This is a genomic window from Citrobacter sp. Cpo221 (assembly GCF_030332345.1).
In the GTDB taxonomy this organism is placed as follows: Bacteria; Pseudomonadota; Gammaproteobacteria; order Enterobacterales; family Enterobacteriaceae; genus Citrobacter; species Citrobacter portucalensis.
On sequence record NZ_JAOWIA010000062.1, the window covers coordinates 101013 to 118146 of the forward strand.

At 47.0% G+C, this 17134-nt stretch carries 19 protein-coding genes and 2 pseudogenes; 4 read left to right on the forward strand and 17 right to left on the reverse strand.

Annotated elements, in window-relative coordinates:
• Positions 1 to 57: 57 nt before the first annotated feature.
• From OGY72_RS23190 to OGY72_RS23235, 10 genes are all read right to left on the reverse strand, one after another.
• Positions 58 to 240, reverse strand: coding sequence for a DUF1869 domain-containing protein (locus OGY72_RS23190; protein WP_003832433.1), 183 nt, complete (start codon positions 238 to 240; stop codon positions 58 to 60).
• Positions 241 to 243: 3 nt separating this feature from the next.
• Entirely contained in the window at positions 244 to 606 is a 363-nt protein-coding gene (gene yeaR / locus OGY72_RS23195) for a DUF1971 domain-containing protein YeaR (protein WP_003030735.1), read from the reverse strand.
• Between the two features lie 173 nt (positions 607 to 779).
• Complete coding sequence (leuE, locus tag OGY72_RS23200; protein ID WP_003832429.1) at positions 780 to 1418, reverse strand: leucine efflux protein LeuE; 639 nt, start codon at positions 1416 to 1418, stop codon at positions 780 to 782.
• A 139-nt stretch (positions 1419 to 1557) separates the two neighbouring features.
• The gene (zinT, locus tag OGY72_RS23205; protein ID WP_003832427.1) at positions 1558 to 2208 is read right to left on the reverse strand and encodes a metal-binding protein ZinT; all 651 of its coding nucleotides are present in this window, start codon (positions 2206 to 2208) and stop codon (positions 1558 to 1560) included.
• A gap of 77 nt (positions 2209 to 2285) precedes the next feature.
• On the reverse strand, positions 2286 to 2801 hold the full coding sequence (locus tag OGY72_RS23210) for a phospholipase D family nuclease (protein ID WP_126318400.1): 516 nt from the start codon (positions 2799 to 2801) through the stop codon (positions 2286 to 2288).
• A gap of 31 nt (positions 2802 to 2832) precedes the next feature.
• Positions 2833 to 3420: an ATP-binding cassette domain-containing protein gene (locus OGY72_RS23215; protein ID WP_003832423.1), complete on the reverse strand. Its 588-nt coding sequence runs from the start codon at positions 3418 to 3420 to the stop codon at positions 2833 to 2835.
• Positions 3404 to 4198 (reverse strand): ATP-binding cassette domain-containing protein, encoded by a 795-nt coding sequence (locus OGY72_RS23220; RefSeq protein ID WP_126956065.1) that lies wholly within the window; start codon positions 4196 to 4198, stop codon positions 3404 to 3406. The genes OGY72_RS23215 and OGY72_RS23220 overlap by 17 nt, the downstream gene beginning before the upstream one ends.
• Positions 4192 to 5004, reverse strand: coding sequence for an ABC transporter permease (locus OGY72_RS23225; protein WP_003832419.1), 813 nt, complete (start codon positions 5002 to 5004; stop codon positions 4192 to 4194). The genes OGY72_RS23220 and OGY72_RS23225 overlap by 7 nt, the downstream gene beginning before the upstream one ends.
• Complete coding sequence (locus OGY72_RS23230; RefSeq protein WP_148362681.1) at positions 4994 to 5968, reverse strand: ABC transporter permease; 975 nt, start codon at positions 5966 to 5968, stop codon at positions 4994 to 4996. Before OGY72_RS23230 ends, OGY72_RS23225 begins: the two co-directional genes overlap by 11 nt.
• Positions 5968 to 7590 (reverse strand): ABC transporter substrate-binding protein, encoded by a 1623-nt coding sequence (locus OGY72_RS23235; protein ID WP_149384618.1) that lies wholly within the window; start codon positions 7588 to 7590, stop codon positions 5968 to 5970. Before OGY72_RS23235 ends, OGY72_RS23230 begins: the two co-directional genes overlap by 1 nt.
• 396 nt (positions 7591 to 7986) lie before the next feature.
• Between OGY72_RS23235 and OGY72_RS23240 the strand changes: the two genes are divergently transcribed.
• Positions 7987 to 10074, forward strand: coding sequence for a TonB-dependent receptor (locus OGY72_RS23240; RefSeq protein ID WP_003832414.1), 2088 nt, complete (start codon positions 7987 to 7989; stop codon positions 10072 to 10074).
• Positions 10075 to 10190: 116 nt separating this feature from the next.
• Here OGY72_RS23240 and OGY72_RS23245 read toward each other — a convergent pair whose 3' ends face one another.
• Both OGY72_RS23245 and pdeG read right to left on the reverse strand, forming a co-directional pair.
• The gene (locus OGY72_RS23245) at positions 10191 to 10388 is read right to left on the reverse strand and encodes a hypothetical protein (protein WP_003832412.1); all 198 of its coding nucleotides are present in this window, start codon (positions 10386 to 10388) and stop codon (positions 10191 to 10193) included.
• Positions 10389 to 10557: 169 nt separating this feature from the next.
• The gene (pdeG, locus tag OGY72_RS23250; RefSeq protein WP_286549805.1) at positions 10558 to 12081 is read right to left on the reverse strand and encodes a cyclic di-3',5'-guanosine monophosphate phosphodiesterase PdeG; all 1524 of its coding nucleotides are present in this window, start codon (positions 12079 to 12081) and stop codon (positions 10558 to 10560) included.
• A 239-nt stretch (positions 12082 to 12320) separates the two neighbouring features.
• Between pdeG and OGY72_RS23255 the strand changes: the two genes are divergently transcribed.
• Together OGY72_RS23255 and OGY72_RS23260 are read left to right on the forward strand one after the other, a co-directional pair.
• On the forward strand, positions 12321 to 12593 hold the full coding sequence (locus OGY72_RS23255) for a hypothetical protein (protein ID WP_063941461.1): 273 nt from the start codon (positions 12321 to 12323) through the stop codon (positions 12591 to 12593).
• Between the two features lie 151 nt (positions 12594 to 12744).
• Entirely contained in the window at positions 12745 to 13149 is a 405-nt protein-coding gene (locus OGY72_RS23260; protein ID WP_063941460.1) for a DUF1398 family protein, read from the forward strand.
• Between the two features lie 248 nt (positions 13150 to 13397).
• On the opposite strand, the pseudogene tnpA reads toward OGY72_RS23260, so the two are convergent.
• From tnpA to OGY72_RS23285, 5 genes and pseudogenes are all read right to left on the reverse strand, one after another.
• A pseudogene (tnpA, locus tag OGY72_RS23265) lies at positions 13398 to 13722 on the reverse strand (IS200/IS605 family transposase); the annotation flags it as partial.
• Positions 13723 to 13915: 193 nt separating this feature from the next.
• Positions 13916 to 14071, reverse strand: a pseudogene (locus OGY72_RS23270) (isocitrate/isopropylmalate family dehydrogenase); the annotation flags it as partial.
• A 457-nt stretch (positions 14072 to 14528) separates the two neighbouring features.
• The gene (locus OGY72_RS23275) at positions 14529 to 14834 is read right to left on the reverse strand and encodes a hypothetical protein (RefSeq protein WP_286549808.1); all 306 of its coding nucleotides are present in this window, start codon (positions 14832 to 14834) and stop codon (positions 14529 to 14531) included.
• A 15-nt stretch (positions 14835 to 14849) separates the two neighbouring features.
• Entirely contained in the window at positions 14850 to 15119 is a 270-nt protein-coding gene (locus OGY72_RS23280) for a hypothetical protein (protein ID WP_126318412.1), read from the reverse strand.
• 11 nt (positions 15120 to 15130) lie between these two features.
• On the reverse strand, positions 15131 to 15610 hold the full coding sequence (locus tag OGY72_RS23285) for an Ail/Lom family outer membrane beta-barrel protein (protein WP_148362095.1): 480 nt from the start codon (positions 15608 to 15610) through the stop codon (positions 15131 to 15133).
• Between the two features lie 396 nt (positions 15611 to 16006).
• Between OGY72_RS23285 and OGY72_RS23290 the strand changes: the two genes are divergently transcribed.
• Positions 16007 to 17118 (forward strand): IS3 family transposase gene (locus tag OGY72_RS23290; protein WP_103848104.1). Its coding sequence is split into 2 segments (ribosomal slippage): positions 16007 to 16268 and positions 16268 to 17118, totalling 1113 coding nucleotides; the frame shifts between segments, so codons are not numbered across the junction.
• Positions 17119 to 17134 lie beyond the last annotated feature (16 nt).

Sequence of the window (17134 nt, forward strand, 5' to 3'; positions counted from 1 at the left end):
GCTGTGCGGTTAGTACATTAAAATTCTTTGTATTCAATCAGTAAGAGTATTTAATACCTACCATCCGCAGACTTCATGCTCATTCTCGGTATCGTACGAACGAACGGTATTGACCAAGTCTTTGACCACTTCTGCTGCCACATCCGGCACCAGTAATGTCATCGGCGCTTCTGTTTCATAATCAACAGAAACACCGTTGCTGTTATTGGTCACGGTTACGGTATAGGTTGCTTTGCCCATGATTTACTCCTTGCCGGTGCGCACGACTTTTCGTTGATTTGCACTCTCCATCAGAACTTCCGGGGCAACGAAAAAATCGATATTAAAGTAAGTGTCGTCGGTCATCACTTCGATGTTATGCCATTTTTCCGGCGGAAAAACGCCAAACTGACCGGCTTCAATAACCATCACCTCTACTGGCTCCGGACTGTGTTCATCGGCGTATCCGAGATATTTGACCGCCCCCTGCATAACCGAAAGTCGTGGATAAACCCCAGCACGAGTTCCTTTATCAAGGTGGCGTTCGAAAATTCCGGCAGGCGCAGTTTCTTTGTTCCAGAATGGTGTAGAGCGTGTATGGATATGATTCTGTGGAATTTGAAGCATTTTTCTTCCCTTTTCCAGTCGACAACCAGCGAGTCTTATTGAATCGCTGCTGTACACAGGGTACGCCTCAAAATATACATTTAAAATACCATTTATTGGTTATAACCCTACAATTATAAATGAAAAGCAAAGCGTCATATTGAAGGCCCGCCGCAACCAGCGGGCCATTGGCATCACGACTGAAGCGTGGCCAGACGAGCGGCAAAACCAACGAAAATCAGGCCGATTAGGGAATTACCCACTTTGGCCAGTTTTTTCTTCGTGCGAATATACTGCGTCACAAACGCGCCGGAGAAAATAAGGAAGCTCAGATAGAAAAAGCTCACTACTTCAAGCGTAATGGCCAAAATAAAGAATGACAGCCCTGAGTGCGGTGCATTGACATCAATAAACTGCACAAAGAACGAAACATAAAACAAAATAGCTTTGGGATTCGTCAGGCTCAGAATTAATGCTCGCTTAAAAATAGCGCCAAACGGGACTTCCTCAGGTGCGGCGTCGCTTGCTTTCGATTTCAGTGTCGCATACAGGATCTTCGCACCGAGGTACAGCAGATAAAACGCGCCAAGATAGCGAACGATATTGAACAAAACAGGCGTTGTTTTGATCAATGCGGCAACACCGGCATAGGCCAAAAACATCAGCACGGCATCACCGATAAACACACCGCTTGCGGCGAGATAACCACCCTTCACTCCCCGACCGACGCTGTTCTTCAACACAAATATCGTATTTGGCCCCGGTACCAACACGATAAAAATGGCTCCCACCAGATACGTCCAGTAATTCAGAACTCCATACTCTGCGAACACGTTAACCTCTTCCTGAAAAAACACATGCACTTGCTGCGATACAATATGCTAACGAATGCATCGGGTGATGGAAAGAAAAGGTTATGAATTAAAAAACCCGCCACTGGTGACGGGTGTGTACAGATAAGGTTAGCCCGGATTAATGGTGCAGCATCTCATCCACAACCTCTTCTCCCTTCAACTGATAAGGGTAATAGGTAGGCCAGTTTTCCATCTCTTCAAGCAAGGCTGCCTGCGAGGTATTTCCCATAAAGATATGGAAGTGGCTCGATTTACGCGGCGCGATAATATGATCGCTAAATTGCACATATTTTGGCGCTTTGCTGTCAGCAGCTTTACACTCAAACAGATACCGTACACCTTTCTTGCCTGATTTATAATTTAGGATCTTATATCCGGCATAGTCGTATTTACATGATGCAACCTGATTCCCGGTATGAAACTCCATCACGCCATTTTCAATACCGATAGTGTCTACGTTGGTTGCATAGCCTGTACGGTAATACGCTTTGATTTGTTCTGCCGTTTTGCTTTTATCTTTCTCCGCTTTCTTTTTGAACACCGGATCAAGCTCGCCGCTGACCAGATACGGATAGACAGATTGCCACATGCCATCCCAGTCGGTCAGCGCCCTGTTCTGCACCTGGTTATCATCAAATACCCCTTCAGACGCCTTTTGTTCTGCTTCACTCATTGGCGCACCATGGGAATGATGACCATGCGCCAGAACCGAACTACTGACTAAAAGCATCCCCAGAGCGATTGTCAGTTTCTTAAAACGAATAGCCAAAATTTCACCCTCAAATCAATTGCGAGTGAAATGTTATAATATAACATCACATTTAAATCAACGGCGTTGTGAAACATTTAACCGCTCTGGTGCGCGATTTTCCAACGGCTGTCAAAATGGGCCTGATACTGCGCAACAACGGCAGGTTCGTCACGAATAACTAACACATTTTCAGAGTTAGCAAATTCTGCGGATTTGGCAAAGTTGAACGAACCGGTTTCCAGCGTGTCGCCATCAATAATCATTACCTTGTCATGCTGGATGTGGTAGTGACCATCCAGTTGAACATCAACCCCATTCGCGGCAGCAAAAGCGATGGCCTTCTGGCTCACCTTACCCTGGTTTCGTTTCTTATCGATAACAGCCCGAACCACAACGCCTCTCTTTTCAGCGTTGACCAATGCATGAACAATATCTGCAGACTGAAATGAATAAGCCATCATATCGATGCTGTGCTGCGCATGGTTGATTGAATCCAGTACTAAAGCCCGAGCCGATCCTTCCGGTGAAAAACCCACCTGAATGGAAGCATGTGCTGCAAAAGCACCCGCCCCGTACATTAGCGCAGCCACAGCGATAGTTTTTACGATCACGTTAGTTATTTGCCTGAAATGCGAAAGAGACCTAAGAGAGTAGCGCTCGCGTGCAGATCTGATCAAGCAGTGCCTGCTGATGACTGATAATGAGCATACCCAATGGCCGACGCTGAGATTCTTCAAGCAGCAGCGCCCAGATATCCCGTTGAATAGAAGGATCAAGCTGGGCAGTAATTTCATCGGCAATAAGAAAACGTGTCCGCGGGTCCAGCGCGCGAAGTAAAGCAATTCGCGCCAGTTCACCACCAGAAAGTTGTCCAGGACGGCGGGTTAACCACTCTGGATTGATGTGAAGACGGGTAAGCATTGCAGCATCCGGTCGCCATGCATCATACACCGCATCACCGGTGCTGCGTCGGGGGTTAAAAGTTAATTCCGGATGCTGTGGCACCAGTTGCACCGGGCAATACTGGTGCATCGGCAAAGGTTGGTCATCAACCAGAATGTCACCGGAAGTTGGTTTCTGCCAGCCCGCCAGCACACGCCCCAGCGTCGTTTTGCCAGTTCCACTGGGCGCACAAATCCCAATACGTTCTCCAGGGCGTAGAGAAAAGGTCAGATTTTGCCACAGAACCTTTTCCCCCTGACGGATTGTTACATCACGACAGCACAGCATCGCGCTCTCCAAAAAGTTGATTTCTTTCAGGCAGCGCCCGCCATTGTCGTTGCAGGTGTTCGCTAATCTCTCCGCGTAACAGCTGTTCCCGGCTGACGTTATCCGACACCCTTCCCTGATGCAGAGCGACAATACGATCCGCATGGCGGGCCGCCAGCGTGAGGTCATGCGTTACCCATAAAACGCCAGCCCCTTGCTCACATTGCTCACGCAACTGTTCAAGCAGTTGATTAGCGAGAGGTGCATCAAGCCAGGCGGTAATTTCATCCGCCAGAATATAGCGAGCCTGACTCAGAGACGCGTGACAGGCCAGAACACGTTTTGCCATACCGCCTGAAAGCTGACGCGGAAAAGCATCTAATACGCGACTTTCCAGTCGGCTACGCTGGAGCAATCGTTCAATTTTTCCGGCACTCCATTGCTGGTCAGAAAGCTGGCATGCCCTGCGCAGATGCTTTTCAATCGAGAGCAGCGGGTTAAGTGCCTGAATACCTTGCGGGACGTAGCTAAAGGTATTGCCACGACATTTGCGAATGTCATCACTGTCCAGCGTTTTACCTTCCAGGGTAATAACGCCGTTGAAACGCAAATTGTCTGGTAAGAGATCGAGCAGACATTGCAGCAATAGGCTTTTACCTTCTCCACTTCCTCCAACTAGCGCCACCATCTGACCAGGCGCTACGTCGAAAGAGATATCCTGCAACAGCGAAGACCAGTTTTTCGCGCCGTACCAGCGATAACGCGCCACGTCCAGTGAGACCTGCCTTAAACTCAACATGCGTCACCTCGTAACCATAAACGATGCACCGCCCTTGCGAGCTGATCGAATAACATCACCAGACTGAACAGCATCAGTCCAGGAAACAGCACTAACCACCAGTCGCCATGACTGATAAACCTCAGCGCATCCGCCAGCAGCAGGCCCAGCGACGGTTCATGCGGTGCCAGTCCAAAACCGAGGAAGCTTAACGCCGCGCTGTGCAACACTGCATGGGGAAACATCAGCAATGTTCCCGTTAGCCACTGGGGTAACAACGCCGGTAGATAGTGATGCCGCCAGCAGTAAAAATGGCCGTGCCCCAGACGCCAGGTCAACGTCAGATAGTCACTGTGGGCCACGCGCTGCGCTTCAGCACGCAGGATTAGCGCCAGACGCGGCCAGTGCGTTAGTGCAACCGCCATGATTACCCCGTTTTTCCCGCCGCCCAGCGTAAAACAGATCAAAATAAGCAACAGCAGATGCGGCATCGACAGCATGGCATCAGTTATAAGGCGCATAAGCACATCCAGACGCGGATGTATGCGCGAAACCGCCGCCATCATTAACGCAATCAAGCCACTGCACAACGCCGCACCAATACCAATTTGCAGACTGGTTAGTGCCCCCTGAAAACAACGGATCCACAGATCGCGACCAAGATTATCGGTGCCAAACCAATACATCGCATCAGGTGGAAGATGACGGGCAAGCAGATTAACGCTCAACGGATTATCCAGCATTGCGGCACCATATACTGCAATGAATAACAGGCAGCTGAAAGAGAACAAAAGACGAATTAGCGTCGGCGTCGGGTTATAGAGCATCAGGTCGCTCCAGAGCACGGTTCAACATACGGACAAGCCAGGTAGACAGCGAATTGCCAATGAACACCAGTACGGTACTGAACAACACAATCCCCATCAGTAACGGCAGATCGCCGCGTAATCCGGCATCAATGGTGGCCTGCCCCAGTCCTGGATACGCGAAGACTTTTTCGGCCAATAGTGCACCTCCCAGCAGTTCTCCCAGTGAGGCAAACTGCAAACACAGCGCAGGCGTAATTGCATGACGCAGAACCTGATGGCGTAACAGTGACCAGCCTTTATCTCCCTGGGAACGTGCAAAACGGACAAATTCGCTTTTCATTACGCTGGCGATGCTTTCCCGCGTATGAAGCGTAATTTGTCCCAGTCCCAGCAAACTGAGCGCGCAAACGGGAAGCACCAGATGGCGCAGACGCTCGGGAAGCATGGCCATATCGCCGCTGTTACCCGGCTCCCATGCGCAGCAGACCGGAAATACCGGCCAGCGCACGGCAAATAACGCCAGCAGCAACATGCCAATCCAGAAGGTCGGCAACGAGGAGAGCAGATAGCTGAGGCGACAGATTGCTTTGTCCGGCCAGCGATTCAGGTAGCGACCCGCGACAAACCCCATTGCCGTTCCCAATATGCCGGAGAGTAGCCACGCGCCGCCAAGCAGCGCAAACGAGGTGGAAAAGCGTTCCTTGATCACGCTGGCAACCGGCGCATTAAACAACATGGAATAGCCGAGATCGCCCTGCAATACCCGTAAAAACCAGTGACCAAAACGCTCCCATAGCGGCTGGTCCAATCCCCAGCGAGCAGCAATGCGTGCATATTGCTCCGGCGGCACATGCAGGAGATCGTTGCCAATATAAGCGCGAATCGGATCGACTGGAGAAAAGCTGAGCAGCACAAAAGTGCCAGCCGCAACCAGCACTAATAACACTATCAGCCGTAGAAAATGGCCCACAACAGACTTCATCAACGGCAGGTCCAGGTCCATTCGTCCAGATTATTGAGCAGTGACCAGCTACCGTGAATCTCCGGTGCGCCTTTGCCTAAATCAATACACGGATTTGCCAGGTAGGTGTGCTGAATATTCAGCAGCCATGCCCAGGCAGCATCGCCCTGCACGCCAGCCCCTTGCTTGCCATCCCACTCCACCTGTTGCCAGAAAGGCAACGCCTTTTGCCAGTCCGGGGCATCGATAGCCTGTTTAAGATGCTGTTCAACAACAGGATTGCTGTAATAGCCTGGATTGTAATATTCCACGCCCGCGGCCTGATTACTGTAATGATGGAACAGCTCCATCGGATCCAGACTTCCCCAACCAAATAGCGTCGGGTTCGCATGCATGTGACGCTCAACGGTTTCCCAGCTTCCGGACTGTAGTGATACCTGAATTCCCACCGGTTCCAGCATCGCACGTACGGCCTCAGCTAAATCCCGGCGCGTACTGTCACCGCTGGCATACCATAAAGTCAGACGAGCCTCTTTACCGTCTTTCACACGTATGCCGTCTTTACCCACCTTCCAGCCGGCGTCTTCCAGAATAGTGCGGGCTTTTTCGCTGTCGCCATCTTTGAACGCAACAGATTGCCCCTGCCATGGCAGCCCCTGCACCGCGCTATACGCAGGAATCGCATGACCTTCCATGACCTGATCGGCAAGCTGCTTACGGTCGATGGCATAGTTGATGGCGCGCCTGATGGCAACATCGGCAGTGATATCGTTCCCGATCGGATAGCCATTGGCGTCTTTTTTACCTGCAGGAACCATGGGGAACACAATGCCCCGGTTTTCCACGCTATCGCGTACCCAAAGTTTCAAATTTTTCTGCTGAGGAGCGACCGCCATCGACGGCGCGATACGTACGAGTCCCAGTTGGCCGCTGCGCGCTGCGGCATAAGCGTTATCTTCATCAAGGAAGACAAACACCAGCTTACTGAAATCATTTTTCTTACCGGCATACCAAGGGTTAGCCTCCACGATCAACTGCTGTCCCGGCTGAAAACTCACCAGTCGATAAGGACCCGCGCCAATCGGATTTTTGGCAAATGTTTTTTCGTCATACCGTTTCGCCGGAACAATACCCAAAGAACCCAGCACATTCACAAAGGTGCTCTGTGGGCTATTTAGCGTAATTTCTACCGTACGGTTATCTTTCAGGCTGGCATGGGTGAAGTTTCCCATGTCGATTTTGCCGCCGCTTTTTGCTGCTTTGTTATAGGTGAACACCACATCTTCAGCGGTTAGCGGGGAACCATCAGAGAATTTAAGGTCAGGTTTTAACGTCAATGTCCAGGTTTTGCCGTCTGCGCTGGTCTCTACTTTTTCCGTCAGCAGGTTTCCCCAGCTCATATCTGCATTTTGTTTTAATAATGGTGCATGCAAAAGCAAATAGCTGCCATGACTCCAGCCCAGCATCGGGTCAAACCCTTCCGTTGGTTCTGGTCCAATTGCCAGTTTTAACGTCTGCCCTTCGCTCGCATTTTGCGCGGCAAGAAGTGGTGAGGTTAATGCGAGAGTCAATGCGCACGTAAGCAGTGCCAGCTTGCCTTTGATCATTATGTTATCCAGATTTACGTTATTTTTATGCTGCATAACGATTTACCGACGTTAAGCAGTCTCCTGGGGAAGGGATTATGGCGGACAGAAATGACGAAAAAAATGATGCGGCGCAGAAAAGTATGACGATTTTCTAAAATTATCATACTTTTTTCTGATACTCCGTTATGAGTACGATGTGAATCTCAGAAAATTGATTAATCCCTCGCCATTTATTCACAGGGATATTAATCCCGAACTAATAATTGCCTGTGCGGACTATTGTTCCTTCCTGCTAATTCCTTATCTAAAACTCATGACAATTTATGTATATTTATTCAAGAAAAACACCAGAAGTGACAAGTTATGTAAATTTGTAATGATAATTATTTGTATTATCATTTCCATCAATTATCTTACTGCCTTTGAATTTTTAACAAAGGAAGTTTGACTATGCGTTTAAAACCTGTTGCCTCTGTCGTTCTGTCCTGTTTAGGATTTTCCAGCCCCCTGGTATTTGCTGAAGATGTCATGGTGGTAACCGCTTCCGGTTATGAAAAGAAAATCACCAATGCCGCCGCCAGCGTCTCTGTTATTTCTCAGCAAGAGTTACAAACCAATAAATATAATGACTTAGGTGAAGCCCTGCGTTCTGTTGAAGGGGTAGATGTTGAAAGCAGCACCGGTAAAACCGGCGGTCTGGAGATCAGCATCCGTGGCATGCCTGCCAGCTATACCTTGATCCTGATTGACGGTATTCGTCAAAACGGCAGCAGCGACGTAACGCCAAACGGTTTCTCTGCCATGAATACCAGCTTTATGCCCCCACTGGCGGCGATCGATCATATTGAGGTGATCCGCGGCCCGATGTCGACGCTTTATGGGTCCGACGCAATCGGTGGCGTGGTGAATATCATCACCAAAAAAAGCACCGATAAATGGAGCACTTCCATCAATACCGGCGTTAACCTGCAAGAGAGTAATAAATGGGGTAACAGTACGGTCGCCAACTTCTGGTCAAGCGGCCCGTTGATTGCGGGCGTATTGGATATGCAGGTTCGGGGGAGCACAACCCAGCGTCAGGGTTCCAGCGTCACCTCCCTCAGCGATACCTCCTCCACCCGCGTACCTTATCCTACCGAGTCGGAAAACTATAATATTGGCACGCGTCTCGACTGGAAAACCAACGAGAACAATACGTTATGGTTAGATCTCGACTCCGCCAGACAGCGCTATGACAACGATGACGGGCAGTTGGGCAACCTGACAGGGGGGTATGATAAAACGCTACGCTATGAGCGTAACAAAGTGACCCTCGGCCACGATACAGCCTTAACGTTCGGCACCTGGAAATCCTCCCTCGGCTGGAATGAAACCGAAAACAAAGGCCGGCAATTGGTATCTTCCGCACTCACGCCAGAGAACGCAGGCCGGGCCGGTGACGCGCGTGAACTGAAGAACACCAACGTCATTCTTGACTCAGTGCTGCTGACGCCATTAGGTGATTCACACCTCTTAACCCTTGGCGGAGAATACTGGGATGCACGGATGAAAGATGGTGTGGTGCTGGCCAATACCGGCGAGACGTTCCATCAAAAAACGTGGGCAGCCTATGCGGAAGATGAATGGCATATTCTCGACTCGCTGGCCTTAACCGCAGGAACACGCTATGAGCATAACGATGTCTTTGGCGGTCATCTCAGCCCGCGTGCCTATATGGTCTGGGACGTTTCCGACGCCTGGACGCTCAAAGGCGGCGTGACGACAGGATATAAAGCACCATCACTAAGCCAGTTGCATAACGGGATCAGCGGTGTAACCGCACAGGGAACGGTGAATACGGTCGGTAACCCGGACCTCAAACCTGAGGAAAGTATCAGCTACGAAACCGGGCTGTATTACGAGAACGACGCCGGGCTTAACGCCAACATTACCGGCTTCTATACCGAATACAAAAATAAAATTGTCTCATATTCTATCGATGATAATACCAACAGCTATACCAACAGCGGCAAGGCAAGAACCGATGGCGTTGAATTTGCCAGCACCTTCCCTCTATGGTCGGATGTGCTGACCTTATCTCTCAACTACACCTACACTCAGAGCAAGCAAAAAGATGGTGACAATAAAGGCGCGCCATTAAGTTACACACCAAAACATATGGCTAACGCCCGTCTGAACTGGCAGGCAACGGAAGATATGAACGCCTGGCTCAGCGCACGTTATCGCGGCAAAGCCCCACGCTTTACCGAAAATTACGACAACCTTAGTGCGGTACAAAAGGCCGTCTATGACGATAAAGGCGCTGATTTAAAAGCCTGGACCGTTGTCGACATGGGGATGTCTTATAAGCTGACCAAAGATCTGACGCTTAATACGGCGGTTAATAACGTGCTGGATAAAGACTTTAGTGAGGTCAAATTGTACCAGGTGGGCCGCAATAGCACCTACGCAGGTGATTATTATCAGACTGCACAATCCACTACCGGATACGTAAACCCTGGTCGTAACTACTGGGTATCTTTAAATTATCAGTTCTAATTTTATAAGATCCTGCTGGTCGGGGCACACTAATACCCCGACCAGCAGAATATTACTGAGAGAAGACACAAGATATAATCATCATCTTATTTTAACATATAAGAATATTTAAACAATTAATACAAAAATACCCCTTCCTGCACCATTAGATATAATGCCAAAACAATAATCCCGACGATACCGCCTAAAAACAGGACTGCGGCAATCGCAAGCTGATTGCGATTTGTGTTCTTCGCTTTGCTTCGCACATCCAACTTATTTTTCGCCGCTTTGTGACTTGAATCACGCTCCATCGCGAATGTTATATCTGCCATACTATTATCCAGTTGCTGTATATGAAAACACAAATAACCACCACATCGATAAGGGTATAGATTTTAAATAACAGAATCCGAGATTTGCCTCACGATAAAGATAATCGTCGGATTTTTGCTACCGAAGCAGATTTCATGCTCACTTTTCATCAATTAGGTTATCTTGTATTTATTCGACAAAAACCTTCACTTTAGGCTTTGACAGCAGAATCATGACGAACTCAGTGAAGGTTACTGGTTTATAGAAATAGTACCCTTGTAGGAAAACAATGTTGTTTTTGTTGAGATAATCAAGCTGAGCCTTCGTTTCAACCCCTTCAGCAACGATGCTTAAAGACAGCTTGCGCGCCAAATCGAGAACACAATCCAAAATTCGGGTTGAATCGGGAAGCTCATTTACCCTTCCCACAAAGCTCTGATCGATTTTAATGTAATCAATGTGCAGGTCATGCAAATAAGAAAGCCCAGAATAGCCCGTACCAAAATCATCCAGCGCAATCACAAAGCCATTCTCATGCAGGATATTGAGCCTCTGCACAAGATCTTCATCCACATCTAACGGCTCGCGCTCAGTAACTTCGATTACCAGATTGAGGTCATCGCGGTTAAAGCTATCCCTGTAATGCAGGCACTCCTGCACGAATGTAGGGGATGTGATATGGGATGCGCTGAAGTTAATGCCGACATGGAAGCCGGATGGCAGTTTGCTGGCAATGGCGTTCATATTCGCCGCGACCTGCCTCATCAGACTTTGAGTTAGTGGCACTATCAGGCCTGATTTTTCCGCTACAGGTATAAAGGAAGCAGGAGAAATATACCCGGCTTTTGGATGTTTCCATCGGGCCAGCACTTCAACACCGCGTAACGTCCCCTCGCGACCATTTACGATAGGTTGATAAAAAGGCACCATCTCTCCTTTTACTATCGCCCTGCGCAACGTTTCTTCAGGGGTATCGTTCTTGTTCAGATACTTATCAATGGCATAAGCGGCTGCAAAAGACATTAACAGGATAAAAACCAGAATCCCTGAACCCTGTGTAACCAGTCTTTTTGCACTAAACAGTGGCGGTTTATTATAAATAATACTGAACGGATACTTTGCGGAATTAACTTGACCAGACGCACGTGCGCTTGTTGTAACGGTTTTTACATCGCCCAATAAACCGAGTGCTGCGTCACCCACAAGCAATGAGTATGCTACTCCCTTTAACGGAACTTTCAGAGCCCCTCGAATATGCACCCCACTAATAGTGACAATAATACGACTGGTTTGAAAACGAGTTTGATACAGCAGAACAGGTATCTCGTTTTCCGTATTTCTTGCGGGAGTCAGCAACAGATTTGTATCAGCAATTACGGGGATTTGCTTAAGTAAAATCCTATTCCCCGGCAATGACGTACACCAAACCTTCCCCTGCCGGATAATGATCAGCGTTCGCAAATGAGGGCGAAGTGCAGCTTCGGTTCCAAGTTGGTATTGTCCCTCCAGATCACATTTTTTTTCAGCAATATGCCTTGCGGTACGGGTTGCCTGGAAAGCTTCATCAAGTATGTTATCCATATTTTTAACGGCATATCGGGCTCCTCCAAGGGTTTCTGTCGAAGATGAATACCAAAGCTGCATATTAAGAATAAAAACACCGATCAAAAAAAGACACACCGCAGCGGTTACCGGTAAAAGTGCTTTGCGCATTCTCATGTCCTGTAGCGAAAACTGATCAGTCGTTGCGATGAGCATTGACGTGTTCTAATTTATCTCTACAGAGCATGGTAGACAGAAACAAAAGTCGCCATGCGTCGAGTCACATTTCCAAAACCACAACATAACAAATTGATTTTTAAATAAAATTATCCTTGAAGAGATCAAGGCAATAGTGACATCCCTCTTTCCAATTTTGTTATCATATACATGTACTAATAAGAGGTAAGAAAATGAAAATCTTTATCACAGACAATGACGGTAACCTCATTCCTGTTGACGGGAAAAGCGTCGTGATCGAATTGAATAGTGGCGGAACCATCGAGATCGCCGAGGAGTACAGCCGGGACGATGTTCCTGAAGGCATTAATCTGTGGGGCGGACGAGAACCCTCCCCTTCACTCTCTTTCGAGGAAATCAAAGCCAGAACAGAAGGCCTGGGCGTTTATCCCATAGCAGCAAACGCTCTGCATGTATTTCCGTACAAACTTTCAGCAAAAGAATAATTGCATGCACCAAGTGCGCACGCGTATATGGGCTGCGCGCAATTACTCTCATGGCTCCGCTGTCCGTACCAAAAGGTCAGACCAGATTGAAGTGATAAAACCGATCGTGCACACTACACGCTCTCATGACTAACAATAGGTTATAATCCTGATGGATCAGGTTGACGTTCTTGAAAAGATGTTTGAGCAAGTGAGAAAGGAACATAACTTTCCGTGGTTTTACTCTGAACTGAAACGCCAGAATATTGCTTATTATATTTACTACCTGGCTACTGATAACATTAGAGTTGTTACAGAAAATGATGAAGTAATATTAATAAGAGGGAAAAGAGACTTATTGAAAGTCAGCACAAACAAGAACCCGGAACAAGTAAAAAAAGCAGCCCAGATTCATTATTCCGGGAAATCCACATTTCGCGAATATACTGCAACACTTATCAATGCTGGCGTTTTCCGATGGGTTACGGATGTCAATGATAACAAACGGCATTACTACTCTGTTGACGATACGCTTTTATACATGGAAGATGTTGAGAACAATAATCCATTAATATAATGATAGTTGAACTAGTAGTCCGGTTTCTTACACTCAGCCCCGTAGAAGCAGGCATAAGGGACAAACCCGCATGAAAGATCACCACATCGGGCTACAGTCATAGTTAATGCGGAACACTGCGGCGACATGACGCATGATAATGTCACTGTACTGTGCTTAATTGATTGGACACCCAGGTAAAAGAAATCCGCAATTAAGCTGGCTCAGTTAATTCAGGCATTGCGTCCTGATGTACTCCTGCAGACAGTTATCTTCGCCGTGTTCTTACCTACCATGTCGACGTAGTAACCTCTGTACCAGAACTTCCTGTTCCTGTATTTAAACTTCATATCACCAAACTGCTCATACAACATCAGATTGCTTTTACCTTTCAGATACCCCATAAAGCCGGATACGCTCATTTTGGGCTGGATTTCCACAAGCATATGGATATGATCTGCACAGCTTTCTTAAGATGCTGCCTATCGCCCTACGTTTCTACCCGTAGAATGTTTGTCTTCGGTATTTGGGCGCAAAAACTATATGATATTTACAGTTCCATCGGGTGTTCGCTAAGCTCTTTTCGCCCCCCATTGGGACCCCCTTTTGATTTCTTGTTTAACCCTTGCAGTTGCCAGACCGCAAGGTGTTTTAACAAATCAAAAGGGATATTAATAACTGGCCCAAAGCTGAAAGCTTTCCGGAACCCCCAGCCTAACTGGGATTTTCTGTGCACAAAAAAACGGGAACCTCTCGGCTCCCGTTCTCATACAACCCAGAATCTGGATTACATATTTTCGATGATCGCGTCACCAAACTCTGAACATTTCAGCAGCTTAGCGCCGTCCATCAGACGTTCGAAATCATAGGTTACGGTCTTGGCGTTGATTGCGCCTTCCATACCTTTAACAATCAGGTCAGCCGCTTCAACCCAACCCATGTGGGGCGCAGCATTACATTGTCAAAATCACAGCAACCATCTGATAAAGCTGAAATTATCAGGCTTTCTACTTTCAAAAACAGTCAGTAACTGCCTTTTACAACTCATTGATTATCTAAACTTTGTTTTTAGTTTTGGGGAAGAGTTTTAAACAACAATCCAAGTTTTTCACGCCAGCGCTACCGCTATTAGCAAACTTGGATGGTAAAGCTTTTATTGCCGCTGAGGTCCGCTATGAGCTGTGAGTTCAATGGGTCGAACGCTAGCCTTAATCAACGGGGAGCATGTTATTTAGACTGATGGTTTCTTTTTATCCGTAAAAAAAGCCTCCGATGATGGTTGGAGGCTGTAGAAATTATCCTACTACTTCTTTCACATGCTTCTTTAAATTTCAGATTATGTTATTGTGCTGTGAAACTTATCCAAATTCTCTTAATAACTTCAGTCGATAAGCCAAATCTTATTTTGCATAGCCCTGAAACTGGTTTTTATCATCCATCACAGCAATCTTGCCATTTACATAAACGACATACGAAAACAGCCCTTGCTGATATACAGTCGCCTCCGTATTCGTTTCTGATACCGCTGCTGGTTTACCATCGACTGTAAGGCCATTCTTAGTTACTTCTAACTTCATTCCCTTCCACTGTTTCGCACCTGATTTTTTTGCTGAGTTAATATGCGGTTCGAAAACTTTAGTAGTTGCCTGAACATAGTTAGAAATCAGTGCAGAAGAAATAATAAAAACCGCAATTAGTTTTTTCATTATACCCACCGAAAATTAATCACCAAAAAACTTATCTAATTTAGACTTGTGCTTTTTCTTGTTGCTATCGCCGCTGCCTTCTTTGTAGGCATCTGCCATTGTATTCGCACTACTTAGGGTGGCACTAGTTTGCTGATACTGGCGCTGATTAGCCTGGTCCTGTTCATAGCAAATATTTCTGTCAACGCCATGAGCTTCACATTCACTTAAACGCTGATCCAGACTCTTACAGCCAGATAGCGAGACTACTGATAAAGCGCAAACTACCATCATCAAATATTTCATTTATTAATTCCTTAGAATTTCCATCCAGCGCCAACAACAAAGCTATTAACCTGTGAACCAAAGACCTTAGAGCCCTCATAGCCTGCATCAACAGTAAATCCAGAAATGGGGGTTAACTGGATTCCCGCACTGTATGCAAAGCCCGTAGAAGTATCGGTATCGCCATCAGTTTTAACAGCACCTCGGCCCACACCTATCATCACATAAGGTTTCAAAACATCATTCACACGGTAACTTGCACCAACCAGAGCTGAACCATAACCACGATCAATATCATCATTACTATTCGCTGTTATCGTAAGAGAAGAAACCACACCTAGGTCAAATTCATCAGGTGTATAGCCGTACTTGAAATTCACACCATTAAAGCTGTTTCCCGCCGTTTTAGTGTGTGCATACCCACCAGTTACTACATTCTCTGAATCGGCTAGAGCTTGTGCACAGAACAACGTCCCTAGTACCAGAATCATTGCCGAATTATTTATTTTCATTTAACTATCATCACCTTAATAATTGTTGCATATGCCATGCATGTTATAGTGTAAAGCAATGTAAACTTAGTTTGCGGCAATAACTAATTAAAAGTTTCATTCTAAATGAACAATATTTTTAATTATCAGGATAATGAATACTTCATTTGAAGTTAAAATTTAATCATGTGAAACCAGTAATCATTCAGTACGTGAATAACAATTTGAAATCAAAGAATTTATGAAGTTGATCCAGAACAATTCTTTGTTATCACGAAGTTACAGTAAGTGGCGGATACCTATGCAACCAATAAAGGAAAAAAGGTGGTAGGTTACTTTGTAAGTATCCCGCATAATCGTGCCATTCACATTTAGAGACCCTCCGGCATAATCACTCTGCCAACAAAGGAGATCGCTATGCGTAAAGCCCGTTTTACTGAGCATCAGATCATTGCTGTAATTAAATCGGTTGAAGCCGGACGAACCGTTAAAGATGTCTGCCGGGAGGCCGGTATCTCTGAAGCCACCTACTACAACTGGAAGTCCAGATACGGCGGCATGGAGGCTTCTGATATTAAAAAGATCAAGGATCTTGAGGACGAGAATCGACGTCTCAAACAGATGTTTGCCGACCTGAGCCTTGAGAACCGGGCGCTGAAAGACGTTATCGAAAAAAAGCTTTAAAACCAGCCTTTAAGCGTGAGCTGGTCACTCATCTGATAACGACATTTGGACTCAGTATCCGTCAGGCCTGCCGGAGTCTGAACCTGAGCAGAACGGTTTACCATTACCGTCCGGATACCACGCGTGACGAACCCGTTATTGTCGCGTTACAGGCAGTGGCAGAGCGATACCCACGGTACGGTTTTCCAAAACTTTTCCAGGTTCTGCGGCGGCAGGGATACCCGTGGAATCACAAAAGGATCCATCGTATTTATTGTCTGCTGAAGCTGAATTTTCGCCGTAAAGGCAAACAACGGTTGCCGGTGCGTAATCCCTCGCCACTGGCCACACCGGAAGCGCTGAACCAGAGCTGGTCTGTCGATTTTATGCATGATGCTCTGGTCTGTGGCCGTCGTTTTCGCACGTTCAATGTCGTTGATGACTTTAACCGTGAGGCATTGTCGATTGAAATCGATCTGAATCTGCCAGCTTTGCGCGTGGTCCGTGTACTCGACAGGATCGCGGCAAATCGCGGCTATCCGGTCATGCTACGCATGGATAATGGTCCGGAATTTATCTCACTTGCACTGGCTGAATGGGCAGAGCAACATGCAGTAAAACTGGAATTTATTCAGCCGGGTAAGCCGACGCAGAACGCTTTTATTGAGCGCTTTAACCGAACATACCGTACAGAAATACTCGATTTTTATCTGTTCAGAACGCTGAATGAAGTGCGGGAAATCACGGAAAGATGGGTGTCAGAATATAACTGTGAACGCCCGCATGAATCACTGAACAATATGACGCCGGAGGAATATCGGCAACACAATCATTTGGCCGGGATCTCAAAAAATGCCTGGAACTAAAACGGGTCTATTTACA